Source organism: Pseudomonas sp. P7779, assembly GCF_013386315.1.
Classification (GTDB): Bacteria; Pseudomonadota; Gammaproteobacteria; order Pseudomonadales; family Pseudomonadaceae; genus Aquipseudomonas.
In genome coordinates, this window is sequence record NZ_JACARZ010000077.1 from 37,918 (window position 1) to 56,919 (window position 19,002).

At 62.3% G+C, this 19,002-nt stretch carries 16 protein-coding genes and 1 pseudogene; 7 read left to right on the top strand and 10 right to left on the bottom strand.

Annotation, left to right across the window (positions count from 1 at the left end):
• Positions 1-3: 3 nt before the first annotated feature.
• From HX869_RS22220 to HX869_RS22230, 3 genes are read right to left on the bottom strand one after another with little or no spacing between them, the layout of a single operon-like run.
• Positions 4-3,165: a CusA/CzcA family heavy metal efflux RND transporter gene (locus HX869_RS22220; RefSeq protein WP_178903651.1), complete on the bottom strand. Its 3,162-nt coding sequence runs from the start codon at positions 3,163-3,165 to the stop codon at positions 4-6.
• A gap of 18 nt (positions 3,166-3,183) precedes the next feature.
• Entirely contained in the window at positions 3,184-4,296 is a 1,113-nt protein-coding gene (locus tag HX869_RS22225) for an efflux RND transporter periplasmic adaptor subunit (protein WP_178903652.1), read from the bottom strand.
• A gap of 18 nt (positions 4,297-4,314) precedes the next feature.
• Positions 4,315-5,538 (bottom strand): TolC family protein, encoded by a 1,224-nt coding sequence (locus HX869_RS22230; protein WP_177055704.1) that lies wholly within the window; start codon positions 5,536-5,538, stop codon positions 4,315-4,317.
• A gap of 161 nt (positions 5,539-5,699) precedes the next feature.
• On the opposite strand from HX869_RS22230, the gene HX869_RS22235 reads away from it, so the two are divergent.
• Positions 5,700-6,374, top strand: a complete 675-nt coding sequence (locus HX869_RS22235) for a heavy metal response regulator transcription factor (RefSeq protein WP_178903653.1) — start codon at positions 5,700-5,702, stop codon at positions 6,372-6,374.
• A 3-nt stretch (positions 6,375-6,377) separates the two neighbouring features.
• Here the strand turns inward: HX869_RS22235 and HX869_RS22240 are convergent, their stop codons facing one another.
• On the bottom strand, positions 6,378-7,283 hold the full coding sequence (locus tag HX869_RS22240) for a cation diffusion facilitator family transporter (RefSeq protein WP_178903654.1): 906 nt from the start codon (positions 7,281-7,283) through the stop codon (positions 6,378-6,380).
• A 217-nt stretch (positions 7,284-7,500) separates the two neighbouring features.
• On the opposite strand from HX869_RS22240, the gene HX869_RS22245 reads away from it, so the two are divergent.
• On the top strand, positions 7,501-8,871 hold the full coding sequence (locus tag HX869_RS22245) for a gluconate:H+ symporter (protein ID WP_008437508.1): 1,371 nt from the start codon (positions 7,501-7,503) through the stop codon (positions 8,869-8,871).
• Between the two features lie 105 nt (positions 8,872-8,976).
• Here the strand turns inward: HX869_RS22245 and HX869_RS22250 are convergent, their stop codons facing one another.
• Positions 8,977-10,260, bottom strand: coding sequence for an MFS transporter (locus HX869_RS22250; RefSeq protein WP_178903655.1), 1,284 nt, complete (start codon positions 10,258-10,260; stop codon positions 8,977-8,979).
• Between the two features lie 187 nt (positions 10,261-10,447).
• Between HX869_RS22250 and HX869_RS22255 the strand changes: the two genes are divergently transcribed.
• Positions 10,448-11,866, top strand: coding sequence for a short-chain fatty acid transporter (locus tag HX869_RS22255; protein WP_008437512.1), 1,419 nt, complete (start codon positions 10,448-10,450; stop codon positions 11,864-11,866).
• Positions 11,867-11,889: 23 nt separating this feature from the next.
• Here HX869_RS22255 and HX869_RS22260 read toward each other — a convergent pair.
• Together HX869_RS22260 and HX869_RS22265 are read right to left on the bottom strand one after the other, a co-directional pair.
• Positions 11,890-12,233: pseudogene (locus HX869_RS22260) on the bottom strand (DUF86 domain-containing protein).
• Positions 12,230-12,520 (bottom strand): nucleotidyltransferase family protein, encoded by a 291-nt coding sequence (locus HX869_RS22265; protein ID WP_003214393.1) that lies wholly within the window; start codon positions 12,518-12,520, stop codon positions 12,230-12,232. The pseudogene HX869_RS22260 and the gene HX869_RS22265 overlap by 4 nt, the downstream one beginning before the upstream one ends.
• Positions 12,521-12,679: 159 nt before the next feature.
• Between HX869_RS22265 and acpA the strand changes: the two genes are divergently transcribed.
• The 3 genes from acpA (at position 12,680) to HX869_RS22280 (ending at position 16,368) form a co-directional block, all read left to right on the top strand.
• Positions 12,680-14,380: an acid phosphatase gene (gene acpA, locus HX869_RS22270; protein WP_178903656.1), complete on the top strand. Its 1,701-nt coding sequence runs from the start codon at positions 12,680-12,682 to the stop codon at positions 14,378-14,380.
• A gap of 122 nt (positions 14,381-14,502) precedes the next feature.
• Positions 14,503-15,672, top strand: coding sequence for a hypothetical protein (locus tag HX869_RS22275; RefSeq protein WP_003214388.1), 1,170 nt, complete (start codon positions 14,503-14,505; stop codon positions 15,670-15,672).
• A gap of 171 nt (positions 15,673-15,843) precedes the next feature.
• Positions 15,844-16,368 (top strand): hypothetical protein, encoded by a 525-nt coding sequence (locus HX869_RS22280; protein ID WP_003214386.1) that lies wholly within the window; start codon positions 15,844-15,846, stop codon positions 16,366-16,368.
• Here HX869_RS22280 and can read toward each other — a convergent pair.
• Positions 16,365-17,009: a carbonate dehydratase gene (gene can, locus HX869_RS22285; protein WP_003214385.1), complete on the bottom strand. Its 645-nt coding sequence runs from the start codon at positions 17,007-17,009 to the stop codon at positions 16,365-16,367. The genes HX869_RS22280 and can overlap by 4 nt on opposite strands.
• 150 nt (positions 17,010-17,159) lie before the next feature.
• Between can and HX869_RS22290 the strand changes: the two genes are divergently transcribed.
• Positions 17,160-17,564 carry a hypothetical protein gene (locus HX869_RS22290; protein WP_003214383.1) on the top strand — a complete coding sequence of 135 codons (405 nt, stop codon included), beginning with the start codon at positions 17,160-17,162 and terminating at the stop codon, positions 17,562-17,564.
• 73 nt (positions 17,565-17,637) lie between these two features.
• Here HX869_RS22290 and rimI read toward each other — a convergent pair whose 3' ends face one another.
• Together rimI and HX869_RS22300 are read right to left on the bottom strand one after the other, a co-directional pair.
• Complete coding sequence (gene rimI, locus HX869_RS22295; RefSeq protein WP_003214382.1) at positions 17,638-18,090, bottom strand: ribosomal protein S18-alanine N-acetyltransferase; 453 nt, start codon at positions 18,088-18,090, stop codon at positions 17,638-17,640.
• Positions 18,083-18,820: a hypothetical protein gene (locus HX869_RS22300; RefSeq protein WP_003214379.1), complete on the bottom strand. Its 738-nt coding sequence runs from the start codon at positions 18,818-18,820 to the stop codon at positions 18,083-18,085. Before HX869_RS22300 ends, rimI begins: the two co-directional genes overlap by 8 nt.
• Positions 18,821-19,002 lie beyond the last annotated feature (182 nt).

The following is a 19,002-nucleotide window of genomic DNA, read 5'->3' on the forward strand; positions in this document are numbered from 1 at the left end:
AAGTTATTGGCCAGGCATCGGGCGGTCTTCCTGTTCTTCACGCCGGTGCGCCCAGTGATACAGCGCCGGCAATACCAGCAGGGTCAGCAGCGTCGACGAGATAATCCCGCCAATCACCACCGTCGCCAACGGGCGCTGCACTTCGGCGCCGGTGCCGGTGGCCAGGGCCATGGGGATAAACCCCAGCGACGCCACCAACGCCGTCATCAACACCGGGCGCAAGCGCGTCAGGGCGCCTTCGTTGATGGCCACCGACAATGAGCGCCCCTCTTCCCGCAGGTTGCGAATGAACGCAATCATCACCAACCCGTTCAGCACCGCCACCCCCGACAGCGCGATAAAACCCACGCCCGCCGAGATCGACAACGGAATGTCCCGCAGCCACAGCGCCATGATCCCGCCGGTCAACGCGAAGGGAATCCCGGTGAACACCAGCAGCCCGTCCTTGAGGTTGTTGAACATCATGAACAGCAAGCCGAACACCAGCAGCAACGCCACCGGCACCACGATGCGCAAGCGCTCGGAAGCTTCCTTCAACTGCTCGAACTGGCCGCCCCAGGTGGTCCAGTAGCCTGCGGGGATTTTCACCTGAGTGTCGATGGCCGTCCCGGCTTCCTCGACAAACGAGCCGATATCGCGCCCACGCACGTTGGCGCTGACGATCACCAGGCGCTTGCCGTTTTCGCGGCTGATCTGGTTGGGGCCGAGCACCAGGTCCAGGCTGGCGACTTCCGACAGCGCGATAAAACCCAACTGCCCCGCCGCGTTATTCGCCAGCGCCGGGATCGGAATCAACAGCCGCGACAGGCCTTCGATATCGGTGCGCAGCGCGTCCGACAAACGCACGACCATGTCAAAACGCCGGTCGCCTTCGTACATCGTCCCGGCCTGGCGCCCACCCACGGCGACGGCAATCGTGTCTTGCACATCGCCCACGTTCAGGCCGAAACGCGCGGCCTTGTCGCGGTCGATATTGATGGTCAGCACCGGCAGGCCGGAGGTCTGTTCCACCTTCACTTCCGAGGCGCCCTTGAGGGTTTGCAAGGTCTCGGCGATTTCCCCGGCGGTCTTGTTGAGCACCGCCATGTCGTCACCAAACACCTTCACCGCCACGTCACTGCGCACGCCGGAAATCAGTTCGTTGAAGCGCAGCTGGATCGGTTGCGACAGTTCATACACGCTGCCCGGCACAATCGCACTGGCGCGCTGGATGTCGGCGATGATTGCCTCGCGGGACTTCTTCGGGTCGGGCCACTGGTCCTTGGGCTTGAGCATCACGTAGCTGTCGGAGATGTTCGGCGGCATCGGGTCGGAGGCGATTTCCGCGGTGCCGGTGCGGGCGAATACCCGCTCGATTTCCGGCACCTCGGCCATCAAGGTCTTTTCCAGTTGCTGCTGCATCTGTACCGACTGCGTCAGGCTGGTGCCCGGCACCCGCAACGCTTGTTGGGCGAAATCACCCTCGCTGAGGCTGGGGATAAATTCGCTGCCCATGCGACTGGCCACCAGGCCCGACGCAACGATGGCCAGCACCGCCAGGCCGAACACCAGCGGCCGGCGCGCCATCACCCAATCCAGCACCGGCGCGTAGACACGGCGTGCGCTGCGCATCACCAGGTTTTCCTCTTCCTTGACCTTGCCGGTGACGAACAGCGCAATGGCCGCCGGCACGAAGGTCACGGACAGAATCATTGCCCCCAGCAGCGCGATCACCACGGTGAACGCCATCGGGTGGAACATCTTCCCGGCCACCCCGGTGAGGGCGAAGATCGGCAGGTACACCACCATGATGATCAGTTGCCCGAAGATCAGCGCGCGCCGCGCTTCCTTGGCCGCCGCAAACACTTCATGCAGGCGCTCGCTGCGGGTCAGCAATCGCCCGTGGCGCTGCTGGGTGTGGGCCAGGCGGCGGATGGCGTTTTCGACGATCACCACCGCGCCATCCACGATAATCCCGAAATCCAGCGCGCCGAGGCTCATCAGGTTGGCGCTGACCTTGTTGGTAAACATCCCGGTAAAGGTGAACAACATGGCCAGGGGAATCACCATCGCGGTGATCAGCGCCGCGCGGATATTGCCGAGGAACAGAAACAGCACCGCCACCACCAGCAGCGCCCCTTCGAACAGGTTTTTCTTCACGGTGCTGATGGCTTTTTCCACCAGGTTGGTGCGGTCGTAGACGGTGACGGCCACCACACCTTCAGGCAGCGAACGGTTGATCTCTTCGAGTTTTTTCGCGACCGCCTGGGACACCGTGCGGCTGTTTTCGCCGATCAACATGAACACCGTGCCCAGCACCACTTCGCGGCCATTTTCCGTGGCGGCACCGGTACGCAGCTCGCGGCCAATGTCGACCTGGGCGACGTTGCGCACCCGAATCGGCGTACCGTCGGAGGTAGTGATGACGATGTTGGCAATGTCGTCGATGGACGCGACTTGCCCCGGCGCACGGATCAGCAATTGCTCGCCGCTGCGCTCGATGTAGCCGGCGCCGACGTTGGCGTTGTTGCGCTCCAGCGCCGTGACCAGGTCGCCCAAGGTCAGGTTGTAGGCCGCCAGGCGCTTGGGGTCCGGGGCGATCTGGTATTCCTTGGCAAAGCCGCCGATGGTATTGATCTCGGCCACCCCCGGCACGTTGCGCAGTTGCGGCTTGATGATCCAGTCCTGGATCACCCGCAGGTCGGTCGGCGTATAGGCTGAGCCGTCCTCCTTGCGCGCGCCGTCTTTCGCCTCCACGGTCCACAGGAAGATTTCCCCGAGCCCGGTGGAGATCGGCCCCATCATGCTTTCGATGCCATCGGGGAGTTGCTCGCGAGCCACCTGCAGGCGTTCGTTGACCAACTGGCGGGCGAAGAACAGGTCGGTGCCGTCCTTGAAAATCACCGTGACCTGGGACAAGCCCGAGCGCGACAGCGAGCGGGTCTGCTGCAAGCCCGGCAGCCCGGCCATGGCGGTCTCGATGGGAAAGGTGATGCGCTGCTCGGTTTCCAGCGGCGAAAAACCCGCCGCCGCCGAGTTGATCTGCACCTGGACGTTGGTGATATCCGGCACGGCGTCGATGGGCAATTTCTGATAGCTGGCGATACCGACACCGGCCATCAACAGCACCGCCAACAGCACGATGATGCGCTGCTCGATGGCGAATTGGATAAGGCGCTCAAACATGGGAAATCACTCGCAGGATCAATGGGCGTGCTCGGCCGAGGCCTTGCCCAACTCGGACTTGAGGATGAAGCTGCCGACGGTGGCCACCTGCGCGCCGGCGTCGAGGCCCTGGCGCACTTCGACGAAACCGTTTTCGCTGACGCCCAGTTCGATATGCCGGGTCATGAAGCCGTCGCTGGTGCGCACGAACACCGAGGGTTTGTCCTCGACGGTCTGGATCGCCTCCTGGGGGACGGTGACCTTGGCCGGGTAGGTGTCGGTGGCGACCTGCACGGAAACGAAAAGCCCTGGACGCCACGAAGCGTCGGGGTTCGGCACCGTGACGCGTACGGTGGCGGTGCGGGTCTGCTCCCCCAGCAAGTTGCCGACATAGGCCACGGTGCCAAGTACTTCGGTGCCCATTTCCGAGGATGTGACCTTCACCGGTTTGCCGACCCGGACCTTGTTCAAATCCTTGGGGAACACGCCGAAGGTCACCCACACCTGGGACAGGTCCGACAGGGTGAAGGCGTTGCTGGTCTCGCTCACCACTTCGCCGACACCCAGGTGTTTTTCCACTACTACGCCGTCGAACGGCGCCCGCAGTTCGTAGCGATTGCCGCCGACCAATACGGCGCTGCCGCTCAGGGCATTCATCTTTTGCCGGGCATTGTTCAGGGCGATTTCGGCCTCTTGCAGCGCCTGGCGCGCCAGCAGGTAATCCTGTTCGGCGGAGATCTTGTCCTGCCACAACTGGCGCTCGCGCTGGAAGGTGGTGCGGGCCAGTACCACCCGGCGCTCACTGGCCGCCAGTTCACTGCGCTGATCGGAAATCTGCTGGCTGGCGATCACCGCGAGCAGCTCGCCCTTCTTCACCGATTGGCCGAGGTTGACCTTCACCGACTCCACCACGCCGGCAGCACGCGGCACGATGTGGGAGGTGCGGTCTTCGTCGAAACGCACCTCGCCCGGCAGCGAAAGCACAGTGCTGATCTGCCGGGATTGCGCCGGGGCCAGTTGAATACCGGCGGCCTGGACCTGCTGTTCGGTCAGCTCGATCTTGCCTTCTTCTTCCGCCTCTGCCGCACCGCTGATGGCCGGCCACGCCAGCATCAGCGCAACGGCCAGCGCCATCCTGTGTTTGTTGTTCATGGAACGCTCCTGAAAAAATCAAAACCGGGCGAGGTCGCCGTAAATCCGTTCGATGCGCACCCAGGCTTCGGTGGCCTGGGCCGTCGCCGCGAGGTATTGGGTGCGGGCCGCAATCAAGGTGCGCTGGGCGTCGAGTACGTCGAGGAAGTTGAACTTGCCCATCTCGAAACCGCGGGTGGCGCTGTCCACCGCGCTTTGGGCGGCGGGCAGGATCTGTTGGTTGAACGAGCGCACTTCGGTATTCGCGGTTTGCCAAAGGTCCAGGGCCTGGCGGGTTTCGGTGCGCAGGCGCAGTTCGGCGGCGTTGCGCAGGTCGCGGGCCTGGTCGGCACGGCGACTGGCGGCCAGCACGTTGCCCTGGTTGCGGTTGAACAGCGGGATTGGCATCGACACGCCCACCACGTTGACCCGCTCGCGCACGCTGGCGTCGTATTGGCTGCCGATGGACACGTCGAGGTCGGGAATGCGCTGGGCTTTTTCCAGGCCCAGGGCCGCTTCGCCCTGGACGATTTGCAGCTCGGCCAGGCGCAGTTCGGCGGTCTGTTCCAGGCGCCCCAGCAACTGCGTGGGCGACGGTAATGCCGGGGCGGCCTGGGCTTGGGTGGCGACGGCCTGGAAATCGGTGCTGGCCGCGCCAGTACTGGCCGCGAGGCGCCGGTAGGCATCGCTCAGGCCCATCTGCGCGCGGTTGAATTCCAGGCGGATTTCCGAGAGTTGCACCTGGGCGCGGGTGGCTTCCACCGGGGACGTTTTGCCGGCGGTGACGCGACCATTGGCCACCACCAGGCCGCGCTCGGCCAATGCCAATGAGCGCTGGGCCAGGTCGAGGCGTTCCTGGGCGCGAAGTGCACCGTAGTAACCGTCGATGACCTCCGCTCGCAGACCGTTGCGGCGCTGTTCCAGGGTGAGTGCGGCCGCCTCCTGGGCACGGGTGGCGACATCAATCCGGGCGCCGCGCTTGCCACCCAGTTCCAGGGTTTGGCTCAGTTTCACGGTGGTGGTGCGCGAGTTGCGGCGGGTGTCTTCGGCATCCCAGGAGGCCACCGGATTCGGGATCAAACCGGCCTGCTGGCGACCGCCTTGGGCGATGTCGATTTCCCACTGCGCAGCGGCCATGTCGGGGTTGTTGGCGAAGGCGGTTTGCAGGGCCGATTCGAGGGTCAGGGTTTGCGCGTTTGCGCCCTGGACCGTCATCAGCAACAGCACCGAAGCGCCGATAAACGTGCGGACAAAAGTTGGCATAACAAGAGTTCCATGCCCATGAATTAACAGGTGGGCAATGTAACTTTCGGTACTTATCAGAGGAGTGGCCAGAACATTACAAATCCGTTAGCAACGGCTCTGGCGCGGGCTTTTGCTTTAAGCTCCGGGCAACTTTTCCACTGCCCAGCGGGATCCTCGACATGCGTATTCTGGTTATCGAAGACGAACCTAAAACCGCCGATTATCTACACCAGGGATTGAGCGAAAGTGGCTATATCGTCGACTGTGCCGCCACCGGCGCCGACGGCCTGCATTTGTCTCGCCAGCACGCCTACGACCTGGTGATGCTCGACGTGAATTTGCCGTTGATGGATGGCTGGGACGTGCTGCAACGCATCCGCCAGAACAGCAGCGCCCGCATCATGATGCTGACCGCCCAGGGCCGCCTCGCCGACCGGATCAAGGGCCTGGACCTGGGCGCCGATGATTACCTGGTCAAGCCGTTTGAGTTCCCCGAATTACTCGCGCGGGTGCGCACCTTGATGCGCCGCAGCGTGCATTCGCCGGTGCCGGATGTGTTGCGGGTGGCCGACCTGGAATTGGATCAGGGCCGCCACCGGGCGTTTCGCGGTTTGCAGCGCATCGACCTGACCACCAAGGAGTTCGCCCTGCTGCACCTGCTGATGCGCCAGAGCGGCGTGGTGCTGTCGCGCACGCAAATTATCTCGTTCGTGTGGGACATGAACTTTGATTGCGACACCAATGTGGTGGAAGTGTCGATCCGCCGCCTGCGGGCAAAGATCGATGACCCGTTCGAGCGCAAGTTGATCCATACCTTGCGCGGCGTGGGTTATGTGCTGGAAGACCGTGAGTGACGGTCAGGCATGCACCTCGTCATGCTCGTCATGCTGAAAACCTTCGCCTTCGATCTGGATCGTGGCGTGGGAAATATCGAATTGTTCATGCAGTAACTCCGTCACCTGGCTGAGGATCTGTTGCTCGCTGCCTTGCGCCAAATCCGCCACCAGATGAGTACTCAGCACATTTTTGCCGCTGGTGAGGGCCCAGATGTGCAGGTCGTGCACGTCCTTGACCCCGGGAACGCCGCGAATTGCCTGTTCCACCTTGTCGATATCGATGCCATCCGGCACACCTTGCAGCAGCACGTTCATGCTTTCCTTGAGCAGCGTCCAAGTGCGGGGCAACACCCAGAAGCCAATCGCTGCCGCCACCACCGAATCCACCCAGCCCCAGCCGGTGTACATGATCACCAGCGCCGCGATGATCACGCCGATGGAGCCGAGCATGTCACTCCAGACTTCCAGGTAAGCGCCCTTCACATTCAGGCTTTCGCCGCTGGCCGCACTCAGCAGGCGCATGGAAATCAGGTTGACGATCAGCCCCAGCACCGCGATCACCAGCATGCCGGTGGACTGGATCTCGGCGGGCGCCTGCAAGCGTTGATACGCCTCATACAGGATGTAGAACGCCACGCCGAACAGCAGCAGCGCATTAAACGCTGCCGCCAGGATCTCGAAACGCGCATAGCCGAAGGTGCGCTTGCGGTCGGCGGCGCGTTTGGCGACCTGGATCGCCACCAGGGAAATCCCTAGCGCCAGGGCGTCGGTCATCATGTGCGCGGCATCGGACAACAGCGCCAGGCTGCCGGTGATAAAGGCGCCGATCACCTCGGCGATCATAAAGCTGCCGGTCAGTGCCAATGCGATCCATAACAGCCGTTCGTGGCCGGCGCGTACCTGGGCGTGGCTGTGTCCTGCGCTCATGAAATATCCTCGTGGGTGGTCGTCCGGTTGATCATAGAGCTATAGGCCAAAACCACCGGCACGAGTTGCAAAATTGTCATCTCGCCGTCAGCTGAGCGTTAAGCCATACGCACCAAAATTGAACATGAACGCTCTGGAACCGTTGTATCAGGTATGCTTTTCGAGCAGGAAACAAAAAGAAACACATTAGCCAACCTGTTCGATAAGGAGTCCCGTTTTGGAGTTATCGACTGCCGCGTGGATGGTTCACGACACCCGCCTCATGTTCTGCGTATTACTGGCCATCGCCAGCATCATTGTGTTGATCAGCGCGACCAAGCTGCCGCCCTTCCTGTCGATCCTGATCGGTACGTTTATCGCCGGTGTCGGCGCGGGCTTGCCGCCGGAAGAAGTGGCCAAGGCCTTCAGCAAAGGCGCCGGGGCGATTCTCGGTGAAGCCGGGATCATCATTGCCCTGGGCTCGATGCTCGGCGCGTTGATGGCCGAGTCCGGCGCTGCCGACCGTATCGCCACCACCCTGCTGGGGTTGGGCAAGGGCAAGTCGTTGCCCTGGGTGATGGCGCTGGTGGCGATGGTGATTGGCTTGCCGCTGTTCTTCGAAGTGGGCCTGGTGATGATGGTGCCGATCATCTTCGTGATGGCCAAGCGTTCGAACCAGCCGCTGCTGAAAATCGCGATCCCGGCGCTGGCGGGGATGACCACCCTGCACGCCTTGATGCCGCCGCATCCGGGGCCGCTGATTGCGGTCAGCGCGTTGCACGCCGACCTGGGTCTGACCATGTTGCTGGGCTTTTGCCTGGCAGTGCCGGCCGTGATTCTGGCCGGTCCGTTGTACGGCAACTGGCTGTCCAAGCGCATGCACGTGGATGAGCCGGCCGACATTGGCGCGCTGTTCAGTGCTCCGCCCAAGGCGCCGCGCCAGCCGAGTTTTGGTGTGTCGCTGCTGATCATCCTGTTGCCGGTGATCCTGATGCTCGGCAGCACCCTGGCCAAGGTTGCCATGTCGCCGGAAAGCCCGGTGGCACTGACCTTGAAGTTCCTCGGTGAGCCGTTGATCGCGCTGGGCCTGGCGGTGATTGCCGCGGTGATCTGCCTGGGCTGGGCCAGCGGCATGCCGCGGGCCGATGTCGGCAACACCCTGCGCAAGGCGCTGGCGCCGATCGCGGTGCTGCTGCTGACCATCGGCGCCGGTGGCGGGTTGAAGCAAACCCTGCTGGATGCCGGCGTGAGCCAGACCATCAGCAAGGTGGCCGAAGGCGCGCACATGCCGTACCTGTTGCTGGCCTGGTTGATTGCGGTGGCGCTGCGTCAGGCCACGGGGTCGGCGACCGTCGCCACCACGACAACGGCGGGCATCCTCGCGCCGATGATGGCGGGATTGGCGGCGACGCAAAGCTCACTGGTCGCCCTGGCGATTGGTGCCGGCTCCGTGTTCTTCTGCCACGTCAACGATGCCGGCTTCTGGATGGTGCGCGAATACTTCGGCTTGCAACTGAAGCAGACGATCTGGGTGTGGTCGGTGTTGCAGACCATTGTGTCGGTGGTGGGCCTGGTGGGCACATTGCTGATGTGGCACTTCCTGACGTAATGATCGTTCCCACGCTCCGCGTGGGAATGCATCCGTGACGCTCCGCGTCACACGAGCGGACGCGGAGCGTCCAGTGAGGCGTTCCCACGCAGAGCGTGGGAACGATCAGGTAGGTTGGCGCTTGCCAAAATGCGCCGCACTCACTGCGCCCACCGCGCCCATCACCACGCAATACCCCACGCAGATCCACGGGCTGGTCGGCATCAACGCGATCAACATCAGCGGCGTGGTACTCGCCCACAGCGCATAGGCAATGTTGTAGGTGAAGGAAATCCCCGACACCCGCACCTGCGCCGGGAACAGGTTGACCATCACCGACGGCACCGCGCCCACCACCCCGCAACTCAAGCCGGCAATTGCATACGCTGCGCCCAGCCACACGCCACCGGCAATCAGGCTCGCATAGAGCACGGCAATCCCCACCGGCAGCAGCAGGCTATAGACCAACACCGCACGCCAGGCGCCGATGCGGTCCACCAGCAGCCCGGCCAACACGCAACCGATATTCAGGAACACGATGCCCAACGCGCTCAGGGCGAAGGTGTGGCTGGGGCTCATGCCGAAGGTTTTCTGCATCATGGTCGGGGTGATCACCACCAGTACGACGACGGCCGAGGTGAGCACGCAGGTGAGGATCATCGCCGGCAGCAGCGCGCTGCGATGTTCCCGCAGGACGGTACGCAGCGGCAGTTCGGCGCCGGCCTGGCGACGGGCCTGCATTTGCAGGAACACCGGGGTTTCGCTGAGCCAGCGCCGCAGCCAGACACCGATCACGCCGAACACGCCGCCGAGCAGGAACGGGAAGCGCCAGGCGTAGTCGAGGATTTCGGCCGGGGTGAAGACTTGCGCCAGCAGCGTCGCCGTCAGCGCGCCGAGCAGGTAGCCGAAGGTCAGCCCGGCCTGGAGGAAGCCCAGGGCATAACCACGATGGTTGTCCGGAGCGTGTTCGGCGACAAACACCCAGGCGCTGGGCACTTCCCCGCCCACTGCCGCACCCTGGAGGATGCGCAGCGCCAGCAGGATCAACGGTGCGAAATAACCGATTTGTGCGTAGGTGGGCATGATGCCGATCAGCAGGCACGGCAGCGCCATCATCAGGATGCTCAGGCTGAACACCCGTTTGCGCCCCAGGTGATCGGCGAAGTGTGCCATCAGGATTCCGCCCAGCGGGCGCGCGAGGTAGCCGGTGACAAAGATGCCGAAGCTTTGCAGCAGACGCAGCCACTCGGGCATTTCCGGCGGGAAGAACAGCTGGCTGAGGGTGAGCGCGAAAAATACGAAGATGATGAAGTCGTAGATTTCCAGGGCCCCGCCCAGGGCAGCCAGGCCCAGGGTTTTGTAGTCGGAGCGGGAGAAACGCTGCGCCTGAGGATAAGAGGTGGCAGTCATGGAAAAGCTCGGCAGACAAACAAAATGGCCTGCAGGTTATGAGCTGGGCCCGGTGATGGCAATCTCGCCGGATATATTTGCTTTACTCATTGATCAATGAAGATAACTACATTCCCAAATGAATAGCTGTAGAGGAACATGCAGCAAAACTGCCGCCCCATAATAAATACAAATAGAGGTACTGAACGTGGCCGATGCTATCGAAGACAGCCGCTACGCCCGATTCGCCCTGCGTTGTTCAAACTTCGCCGAGCGCTGGTTCCCTGACTCCTGGGTGTTTGCCGCCCTCGCCGTGATCATTGTCGCCGTGGCGACCCTGGGCATGGGCGCCGCGCCGACCGAGGCCGCCAAGGCGTTTGGTGACGGTTTCTGGAGTTTGATCCCGTTCACCATGCAAATGGCCTTTGTGGTGATTGGCGGTTACGTGGTCGCCAGCTCCCCGCCCGCCGTGAAATTGATCGACCGCCTGGCGCGCATCCCGAAGAACGGCCGTTCTGCCGTGGCCTGGGTGGCGCTGATTTCGATGGTCGCCTCGTTGCTCAACTGGGGCCTGTCCCTGGTGTTCGGTGGTTTGCTGGTGCGTGCGCTGGCCCGGCGTACGGATTTGCGCATGGATTACCGCGCGGCCGGTGCTGCGGCCTACCTCGGCCTGGGTGCCGTTTGGGCGCTGGGGCTGTCGTCGTCAGCGGCGCAGTTGCAGGCCAACCCGGCCAGTTTGCCGCCGTCGATCCTGTCGATCACCGGGATGATCCCGTTCACCGACACCATCTTTCTGTGGCAGTCCGGCGTGCTGTTGCTAGCGCTGATCGTGGTGTCGCTGATCATCGCCTACGCCACCGCGCCCGGGCCGAACTCCGCCCGTGACGCCAAGGCTTGCGGTATCGACCCGGCCTTCAACATGCCCAAGCCGCAACCGCCGACCCGTCCGGGCGAGTGGCTGGAGCACAGCCCGTTGCTGACCATCCTGCTGGCGTTGCTGGCCGCCGGTTGGTTGTTCCATGAATTCTCGACCAAGCCGGCGATCAGCGCGATCTCGGGGCTGAACACCTATAACTTCCTGTTCCTGATGGTCGGTGCCCTACTGCACTGGCGTCCGCGCAGTTTTCTCGATGCGGTGGCCCGTGCGGTACCCACCACCACCGGGGTGCTGATCCAGTTCCCGCTGTATGGCTCGATTGCCGCGCTGATGACCGTGGTGAAAGGCAGTGACGGCGCGACCCTGGCGCACCATATCTCGACCTTCTTCACCTCGATCGCGTCCCACGACACCTACGCGCTGTTGATGGGTGTGTACTCGGCGGTGCTGGGCTTCTTTATCCCGTCGGGCGGCGGCAAGTGGATCATCGAGGCGCCGTACGTGATGCAGGTCGCCAACGACCTGGAATATCACCTGGGCTGGGCGGTGCAGATCTACAACGCCGCCGAAGCGCTGCCTAACCTGATCAACCCGTTCTATATGCTGCCGCTGCTGGGCGTGCTGGGGTTGAAGGCGCGGGACTTGATCGGCTTTTCGTTTGTGCAGTTGCTGGTGCATACGCCGCTGGTGTTGTTCCTGCTGTGGGCGTTGGGCACGACGCTTAAATATTTGCCCCCGGTGATGCCTTAATTATCTGAAGCTGCACCCGCTCTTCAGGCGGGTGCGGCTGGCAGGTTGTTCAGCAGCTCAGGTAGCGCGTGCTGAACCGTGTCCCATACCACTTCAAGATTTATGTCGAAGTAACCATGGGCAATCCGGTTGCGCATCCCGCGCATACTGCGCCAAGGCACCTGCGGTTGGGCGGCTGCAAACTCTGGATGTTGATCCATTATTTTGGTCGACGCTTCGCCGATGATGATCAAACTCATGATCACGGCTTGTTGGGTACGCTTGTCTTCAAAAAACTCAGGTTGCTCACCCCTTCGACAAAGGTGATCGCGTCGGACGATGCCTGGCGCATGTGCTCCAGGTAGTCGCCAATCCGATTTGAGATCATACGGGCCGGGCCTCAGCCAAGACTTGAGCACGAAACTTCAGAGGCAGATCGCCAGGCGTCAGCAAATCGACGTTTACCCCGAGCAAGTCTTCCAACTCCACCTGCAGCCCACCAAGGTCAAAAAGGGTCGCTCCCGGTAGCGCATCAACCAGTAAATCGAGATCACTGCCGTCTTTATCAGTCCCCAACAAAACGGACCCAAACACCCTTGGGTTGGAGGTATGGAAACGTCCTACTACTTCACGCACGGCAGCCCTCTTGAGATCCAGGGCAGTTGAAGGTTTCATGGGGCACCTCTGCGGTATGCAATATCGGGCCAGTCTAGCAGTGCTTGGGATCAGGAAGCATGCCCACATGATCACACCGCTGTCTTCGTTCCGTCACATTCCATTGCTACCGTTCCGGCGAAACATATTGCAACAACTAACCTGCATGGACTCCCCGCAATGAGCGACGAGCACAAAGACCGCCCTTCCCAAGACATTGAAGCCAAACCGCCAGTTGACACCAGCCGGCGGCGCTTCCTGGGAGGCGCGGCCGTGCTGGGCGTGGGTGCGACCCTGAGTGCCTGCGGCAATACCAGCGAGGCACCCGGCAAGCCGGTGGATCGCCCGCTGACGCCGCAAGAGCTGGACAAGGCCCTGCACGAACAGGTTAAAACCGTGGTGGTGATCTACGCCGAAAACCGCAGTTTCAACAACCTGTTTGCGGATTTCCCCGGGGTCGAGAAACCATTGTCGGCCCTCGCCCCTGCGGACTATCAGCAGCGCGACCGCGACGGCAGCCTGCTGAGCACGCTGCCCCCGACCTGGGGCGGCGTGTTGCAAATCGGCCCGCAGACCGTCGATGGCGTGACCTACCCCAGCGAAGTGCAATACCAGGAAAACCTGCCTAACGCCCCCTACGCCTTGAAGGGCCCGAACGGCGAAGACCAGCCCCTGAGCCTGGTCACCCGGGATTTGTGGCATGTGTTCTATCAGAACCAGATGCAGATCAACGGCGGTAAAAACGATGCGTTCGTCGCCTGGGGCGACTCCGGCGGCCTGCTGATGGGCCATTACGCCCAGAGCCGTTACGCCCTGCGCTTGTGGGACGTGGCGAAGGAGTTTGTGCTTTGCGATAACTTCTTCCAGGGCGCGTTTGGCGGCTCGTTCCTCAACCACCAATACCTGATCAGCGCCACCCCCCCGGTGTACCCAAACGCTGCGCAATCGGTGGCCAAGGCACAGATCGCCACGCTGCAAAGCGACGACCCGACCGACCCGCGCCTCAAGCCTCTGGACAAGTCCCCGGCCAGCGCCATGACCGGCCCGCCGCAATTCGGCCCCAGCGCACTGACCCCGGACGGTTTCGGCGTGAACACCCTGGCCCCGCCTTACTGGCCTACCTGGATTCGCGACCCCGAGCGCCCGGATTACTCCAAGCCCGACTTGCCTAACGTGCTGGTGCCACAAACCCACGAGCACATCGGCGACAAACTGTCGAAAAAGAACGTCGACTGGGCCTGGTACGCCGGTGCGTGGCAAGCAACGCTGGATCAGTTCAAGGACTCGGGCGGCATTCCGAAGATTCCGAACTTCCAGTACCACCACCAGCCCTTCAACTACTTCAAGCAGCAAGGCCCGGAAAACCCGGCTGAGCGCAATAAACGCCTGCGCGATGGCGGCCTGGGGGATGACGCCAGCACCAACAAGTTCTTCGCCGATGCCCAGGCCGGCAAGCTGCCTGCGGTGACCTTCTACAAACCCCAGGGCAACCTGAATATGCACGCCGGTTACGCCGACGTCGCTTCGGGCGACCGGCATATCACCCGCGCCTTGAAGGTGCTGCAGGAAAGCCCGCAGTGGAAGAACATGGTGGTGATCGTCACCGTTGATGAAAACGGCGGCTGGTGGGACCACGTTGCACCACCGAAAGGCGATCGCTGGGGCCCTGGCACGCGGATCCCGGCACTGGTGGTCTCGCCGTTCGCGCGCAAGGGCACGGTGGACCATACCGTCTACGACACCGCGTCGATCCTGCGTCTGATCACCCGGGTGTTCCAGCTGGAAACCCTCGACGGGCTCAAGCAGCGTGACGACGCCATGACCGTGCGCGGCCAGAAGCCCATGGGGGATTTGACCAACGCCCTGCACTTCAAGGTGTAGACGCACTTGCTCAAAAGCGACAAGCGCGCAGTTTTTCTACGCGCTTTTCCCGGTCAACCGCTACTGTGTGAGGGTGGGCATTCACCCCGCGCAGACGGGCTTTCGCTGACAGGGAACCATCCATGTTCAAACTCACCAGGTTGTCCTTCACCCTGGCCGCACTGACCTTGAGTGCGGTCGTACAGGCTGATATCACCGTACCGCTGGGTACCCCGCAACGGGTCACCCAGTTGTTCGCGTACCCGAACAATTGCAGCGTCATCTGTTTTCGTCCCTGGACGCTGGAACAGACCGTCGAGCACTACCTGAACCAGAGCCTGCAACGCGACGGTTACAGCCGGGCCAAAGTCAGCGTCAAGACCGAGCATGACCAGGTGTTGGCCACGTTCAGCGGTGTGCCAGACGGTTATGGCCAGCCGTTGACCACCTTGCTCGATACCGCCGACCTGGCTTACCAGGGCGCCAGCAAACTCAATGGTGATGGCAAATGGCAGTTCAACTGGTACCTGTTCCTGCCGCTGGGCATGGCCCTGGAAAACCGCAAGAGCATCGAGCTGCTGCACTTCCCGCCGGATTATTCCCTGACCCACTTCCAGGACTACCTGGAGTCGGCCACCACCGACCGCTGGGCGACCTTGCTCACGGCCAACGGCATCCCGGCGACCCAGACGCCGGAATACCAGACCATCATCGACATCGCCCCGATCGCAGCCCCTGCCACGGCGGGCAAGGACCTGGAAGGCGTCTACGGTTACTTCACCGACTACCAGACCCGGATGGTCAAGGAGCTGAGCCAGCACGCGGGCGGCGCGTTGCCGATGGTGGCCTTCGGCGCGCCGGTGCGCAGCTGGATCAAGCAGCAATACGGGCAAACCGTTGCCGTACTGGGCCTGGCGCAAATCAGCCCGGCCGTCGGGAGCCAGGTCGCCGTACTGGGCGCCAATCACCCGAGCTACATCTGGTATGCCGCCAACCCCGACACCTATGACGGTGACGAGCAAAAGGCCGACGAGGCCGGTTTGAAGGTGATGGGCCAGGACTTGAGCGCCGCCTGCTGGCAGGCCTCGATGGGCCAGAAGCCCGCCAGCGATCCGAATGTGCAGCTCAAAGGCTGCATGAACACCTGGCAGGTAACGCGCAAGGAGCAGACCTGCGAACTGTTCTACACCTCTATCCGCGAGCTGACGCCCGATCAAGCGAACGCCAAGTGTGCCCAGCCGGCGATCAAGACCCAGCTGAGGCAATTGAAAAGCGCAGTGCCAGAACCGGCGATTGAAGCACCGGCGCTCTGAAGCAGGCTGCCAGAAGGGCGTTTTCCTACATAAAAGATAGCCAATTTCTACTGTCAGATTTGACAGTAGAAATTGGCTCCCACTTAAGCGAGTCTTGAGCCGCGCCCATCCGCTGCAAGACTGGCAGTCAAGACACCACCGGCAGGTCGATGCAGCCCCTCCTGGAGAGTCATGAAAACTCAAGCCATGGACAAGGCTAAAACCGCTGTGAGCAAGTGTCTTTACCCGTTCGCGACCGCCCTCGCCGAACACGGCTACCCCCGCGCTCGCGACTATGAAGTGGTGCGTACCCGAGACGGTTCAGGCGACGGAATCAAGACCCGCGTCGCCTTTGACAGCCGCCTGTGTATCGCCAGGGTGTCCGGCTACGCATTGAATGAGCGGCGCCTGCATACGGTGCAGATGTCCTCGCGTATCCACTTGTACGACCCGTGGTTCAGCGGCTTGCTTTCGCACTCGTGCAACCCGAACGCGTTTCTCGACATGACATACCTGGAACTGTGGTCCGTTCAGCCCATTCCCGCTGGCGCCCTGCTGACCATGGATTACGCCCACACCGAGGACGTATTGTTCCGACAGTTTCGCTGCCAGTGCGGCGAGCTCAACTGTCGGGGCTGGATCACCGGCATGAAGGAGCCGTTGAATCCCGAGGGTCAGCAATTCATGGAGCAGTGGCGCGAACGCAAAAGCCCTTAGACCGCACCCAGCGGGCGCAGGCGGTATTGCGGCGGCAATTGCTCGAAGCCACTGATGGTGGTGTTCAGGCTTTTCCAGCGGCCGTCCTTGATCCCGTAAATGCAGCCATGAACCGACAGGCTCTGCCCGCGGTGCCAAGCGTTCTGCACGATGCTGGTGTGGCCGACGTTGGCCACCTGCTGGATCACGTTCAGTTCGCACAGGCGGTCTACGCGTTCCTCTTCCGTGGGCAACTGGGCCAGTACGTCGCGGTTTTCGTAGTACAGGTCACGGATGGTGCGCAGCCAGCCGTCGATCAGGCCCAACTGGTTGTCCTGCATCGAGGCGCGTACGCCACCGCAGCCATAGTGGCCGGTCACCAGGATGTGTTTGACCTTGAGCACGTCGACTGCGTACTGGATCACCGACAGGCAATTGAGGTCGGTGTGCAATACCACGTTGGCCACGTTGCGGTGCACAAACAGGTCGCCAGGCAGCATGCCGACGATCTCGTTGGCCGGCACGCGGGCGTCGGAACAGCCGATCCACAGGTATTCCGGGGTTTGCTGGCGGGCGAGCTTGGCGAAGAATTCGGGATCTTCCTGTTTGATCGCATCCGCCCAGCGTTCGTTGTTATCAAGCAAGTCTTGTAGTTCGTTCATAAGGGAAAGCCTCAGGAATGATGCGCAGTTTTGACACTCGACCGCCCGTCCGGGTCACGCCAACAATAAAGATAGCCGGCGGCAATTTCTTGAATCTTGGGGAGCCATGCCTGTCCACACACTATAAGCCCCACAGTATGAGGAATCGCCATGACTGAATCACGACGTCCCTACGGCGCTACACAGCCGGAACCGATTGATGACAACGAAGATCGCATGGGCGAAATGCGCGAGCTGGATTTTGACAAGGAGGAGCCGACTGCGGAAATCGGCGACGAAATTCCGCCTCGGGAGCGTGAGCACCTGATGCCCGACGAACGGGTGCGCGAAGCCGGGATGACCGGTGCTTCCACTGACGATCATGACTCAACCGATGATGACATGAGCCCGGAAACGCTGATCCATGAGGATGGTGCGCGGGATGCGCAGGAAGCAGGTGAAGACCATCCGGCGGATTACGATTTGAGTATCGTCGATGAAGACGAGATCGGCGGCGGCAATGGCTTGGATGAGGCCGAGTTGGCCGATATCGATCCAGTAGACGGCAACCGCTGACACCCTGCCGAACTGAATGTGGGAGCGGGCTTGCTCGCTCCCACCAAGCCCGCTCCCACATTGGGCCCTGTGTTTAGTCGACCAGGGTGCAGGCCATCACGACCGCATCTTCGCGGCCACCGACGGCGGGGTAATAATCCCGCCGACGGCCAATTTCGTTGAAACCATAACGCTCGTACAGCCGGAACGCGCCGGTGTTGCTGTCGCGCACTTCCAGGAAACATTCCCGCGCCTTGGCCTCGTAGGCCCGGGACATCAGGTGCTCCAGCAAGCTCAAGCCCAGGCCACGGCCCTGGTTTTCCGGCTTGACGGTGATGTTCAGCAAATGCGCTTCATCGAGGATGATCTGCACCACCCCGTGGCCCACCTGCTGCTCGCCTTCGAACATCAGCCAGATCTGGTATTTGCCCAGCCCGTCGAGAAAAATCCCGCGGGTCCAGGGGTGGCTGAACGCTGCGTATTCGATCTTCAGTACAGCGTCGAGGTCCGCCTCGGTCATCGGGCGGAAGGATAAAGCTTCACTCATCGGTACTTTTCCAGCGCGCCATCAGCCGGCGCATGGCTTGCCAGACATCAGCCTTACGCTGTGGCTCTTCCATTAATAGTTCCAGGCCCGGCAGGGCCCAGACGGAGCCCAGGCCTTCGACCTGCAGTTCGCGGTACCAGGCCTCGGCATTCGCTTCGCCGGCAAAACGCACGGCGGGCAGGCCGATCAGCCACAGGCACACGCAGGGTTCGTCTTCCAGGCGCGCCGAGACAAAACCTTGCACAAAATCCCGCGCGGCTTCCGGGCCCTGGTCCATGGTGCCCCGGGCCAGCAGCGGCCAACGCACCGGCTCGCCAACGATTTGCGGACTGTCGGGCAGGCCGGCGGCGCGCAACATGTCCTTGAGCAGCAGATAGGCCGGGTCGCGGGCCTGGAAGCGCTCGCCTGTGGGTAACTCCACCAGCAGCAGGCATCGCCCGGCCCGCAGCAGTTGCAGGGCAAAGCGTGGCGGCGGTACGACCGGAGCCTTGACCACGGCAGGCGCCTCTTCGGCGACGACCGGCTTGGCCACCGGCGACGGGCGCGGCACTTCGACCTTTGGCCGGACCACCGGGGTTTCTGCCACGGGCTTGACCAGCGGCACCGGCGCAGCCGCCTCCTCACCCGAAGGCTCGAAAGCCTCGAACGGTTCCGGGGCCTCCAACAGCTCGGGCCGCGAAGGGGCGGCGAACGGTAATTCAGTGCGCGGCAGCCAGTTGACCACCTGCATGGCGGTCAAGTAAGCGCGACGTCGGGACTCGATAAGCAAAGGTCGGCCACTTGTGGATAACTAAAGAACAGGGATTCTACCGCCCTTCGACGAAGATCGCCCGCAGTTGATCGTTCCGGTGAGCGCCTCACGACCGGCTGTGGATAAATCCCGGCACCGATGCAGTACAATCGCTGCTTTTA

What these genes read in the sequence shown, in the direction of transcription:
- HX869_RS22220 (WP_178903651.1), bottom strand. Translation starts at nt 3,165, where the DNA reads ATGTTTGAGCGCCTTATCCAATTCGCCATCGAGCAGCGCATCATCGTG.
- HX869_RS22225 (WP_178903652.1), bottom strand. Translation starts at nt 4,296, where the DNA reads ATGAACAACAAACACAGGATGGCGCTGGCCGTTGCGCTGATGCTGGCG.
- HX869_RS22230 (WP_177055704.1), bottom strand. Translation starts at nt 5,538, where the DNA reads ATGCCAACTTTTGTCCGCACGTTTATCGGCGCTTCGGTGCTGTTGCTG.
- HX869_RS22235 (WP_178903653.1), top strand. Translation starts at nt 5,700, where the DNA reads ATGCGTATTCTGGTTATCGAAGACGAACCTAAAACCGCCGATTATCTA.
- HX869_RS22240 (WP_178903654.1), bottom strand. Translation starts at nt 7,283, where the DNA reads ATGAGCGCAGGACACAGCCACGCCCAGGTACGCGCCGGCCACGAACGG.
- HX869_RS22250 (WP_178903655.1), bottom strand. Translation starts at nt 10,260, where the DNA reads ATGACTGCCACCTCTTATCCTCAGGCGCAGCGTTTCTCCCGCTCCGAC.
- HX869_RS22265 (WP_003214393.1), bottom strand. Translation starts at nt 12,520, where the DNA reads ATGAAACCTTCAACTGCCCTGGATCTCAAGAGGGCTGCCGTGCGTGAA.
- acpA (WP_178903656.1), top strand. Translation starts at nt 12,680, where the DNA reads ATGAGCGACGAGCACAAAGACCGCCCTTCCCAAGACATTGAAGCCAAA.
- HX869_RS22275 (WP_003214388.1), top strand. Translation starts at nt 14,503, where the DNA reads ATGTTCAAACTCACCAGGTTGTCCTTCACCCTGGCCGCACTGACCTTG.
- HX869_RS22280 (WP_003214386.1), top strand. Translation starts at nt 15,844, where the DNA reads ATGAAAACTCAAGCCATGGACAAGGCTAAAACCGCTGTGAGCAAGTGT.
- can (WP_003214385.1), bottom strand. Translation starts at nt 17,009, where the DNA reads ATGAACGAACTACAAGACTTGCTTGATAACAACGAACGCTGGGCGGAT.
- HX869_RS22290 (WP_003214383.1), top strand. Translation starts at nt 17,160, where the DNA reads ATGACTGAATCACGACGTCCCTACGGCGCTACACAGCCGGAACCGATT.
- rimI (WP_003214382.1), bottom strand. Translation starts at nt 18,090, where the DNA reads ATGAGTGAAGCTTTATCCTTCCGCCCGATGACCGAGGCGGACCTCGAC.
- HX869_RS22300 (WP_003214379.1), bottom strand. Translation starts at nt 18,820, where the DNA reads ATGCAGGTGGTCAACTGGCTGCCGCGCACTGAATTACCGTTCGCCGCC.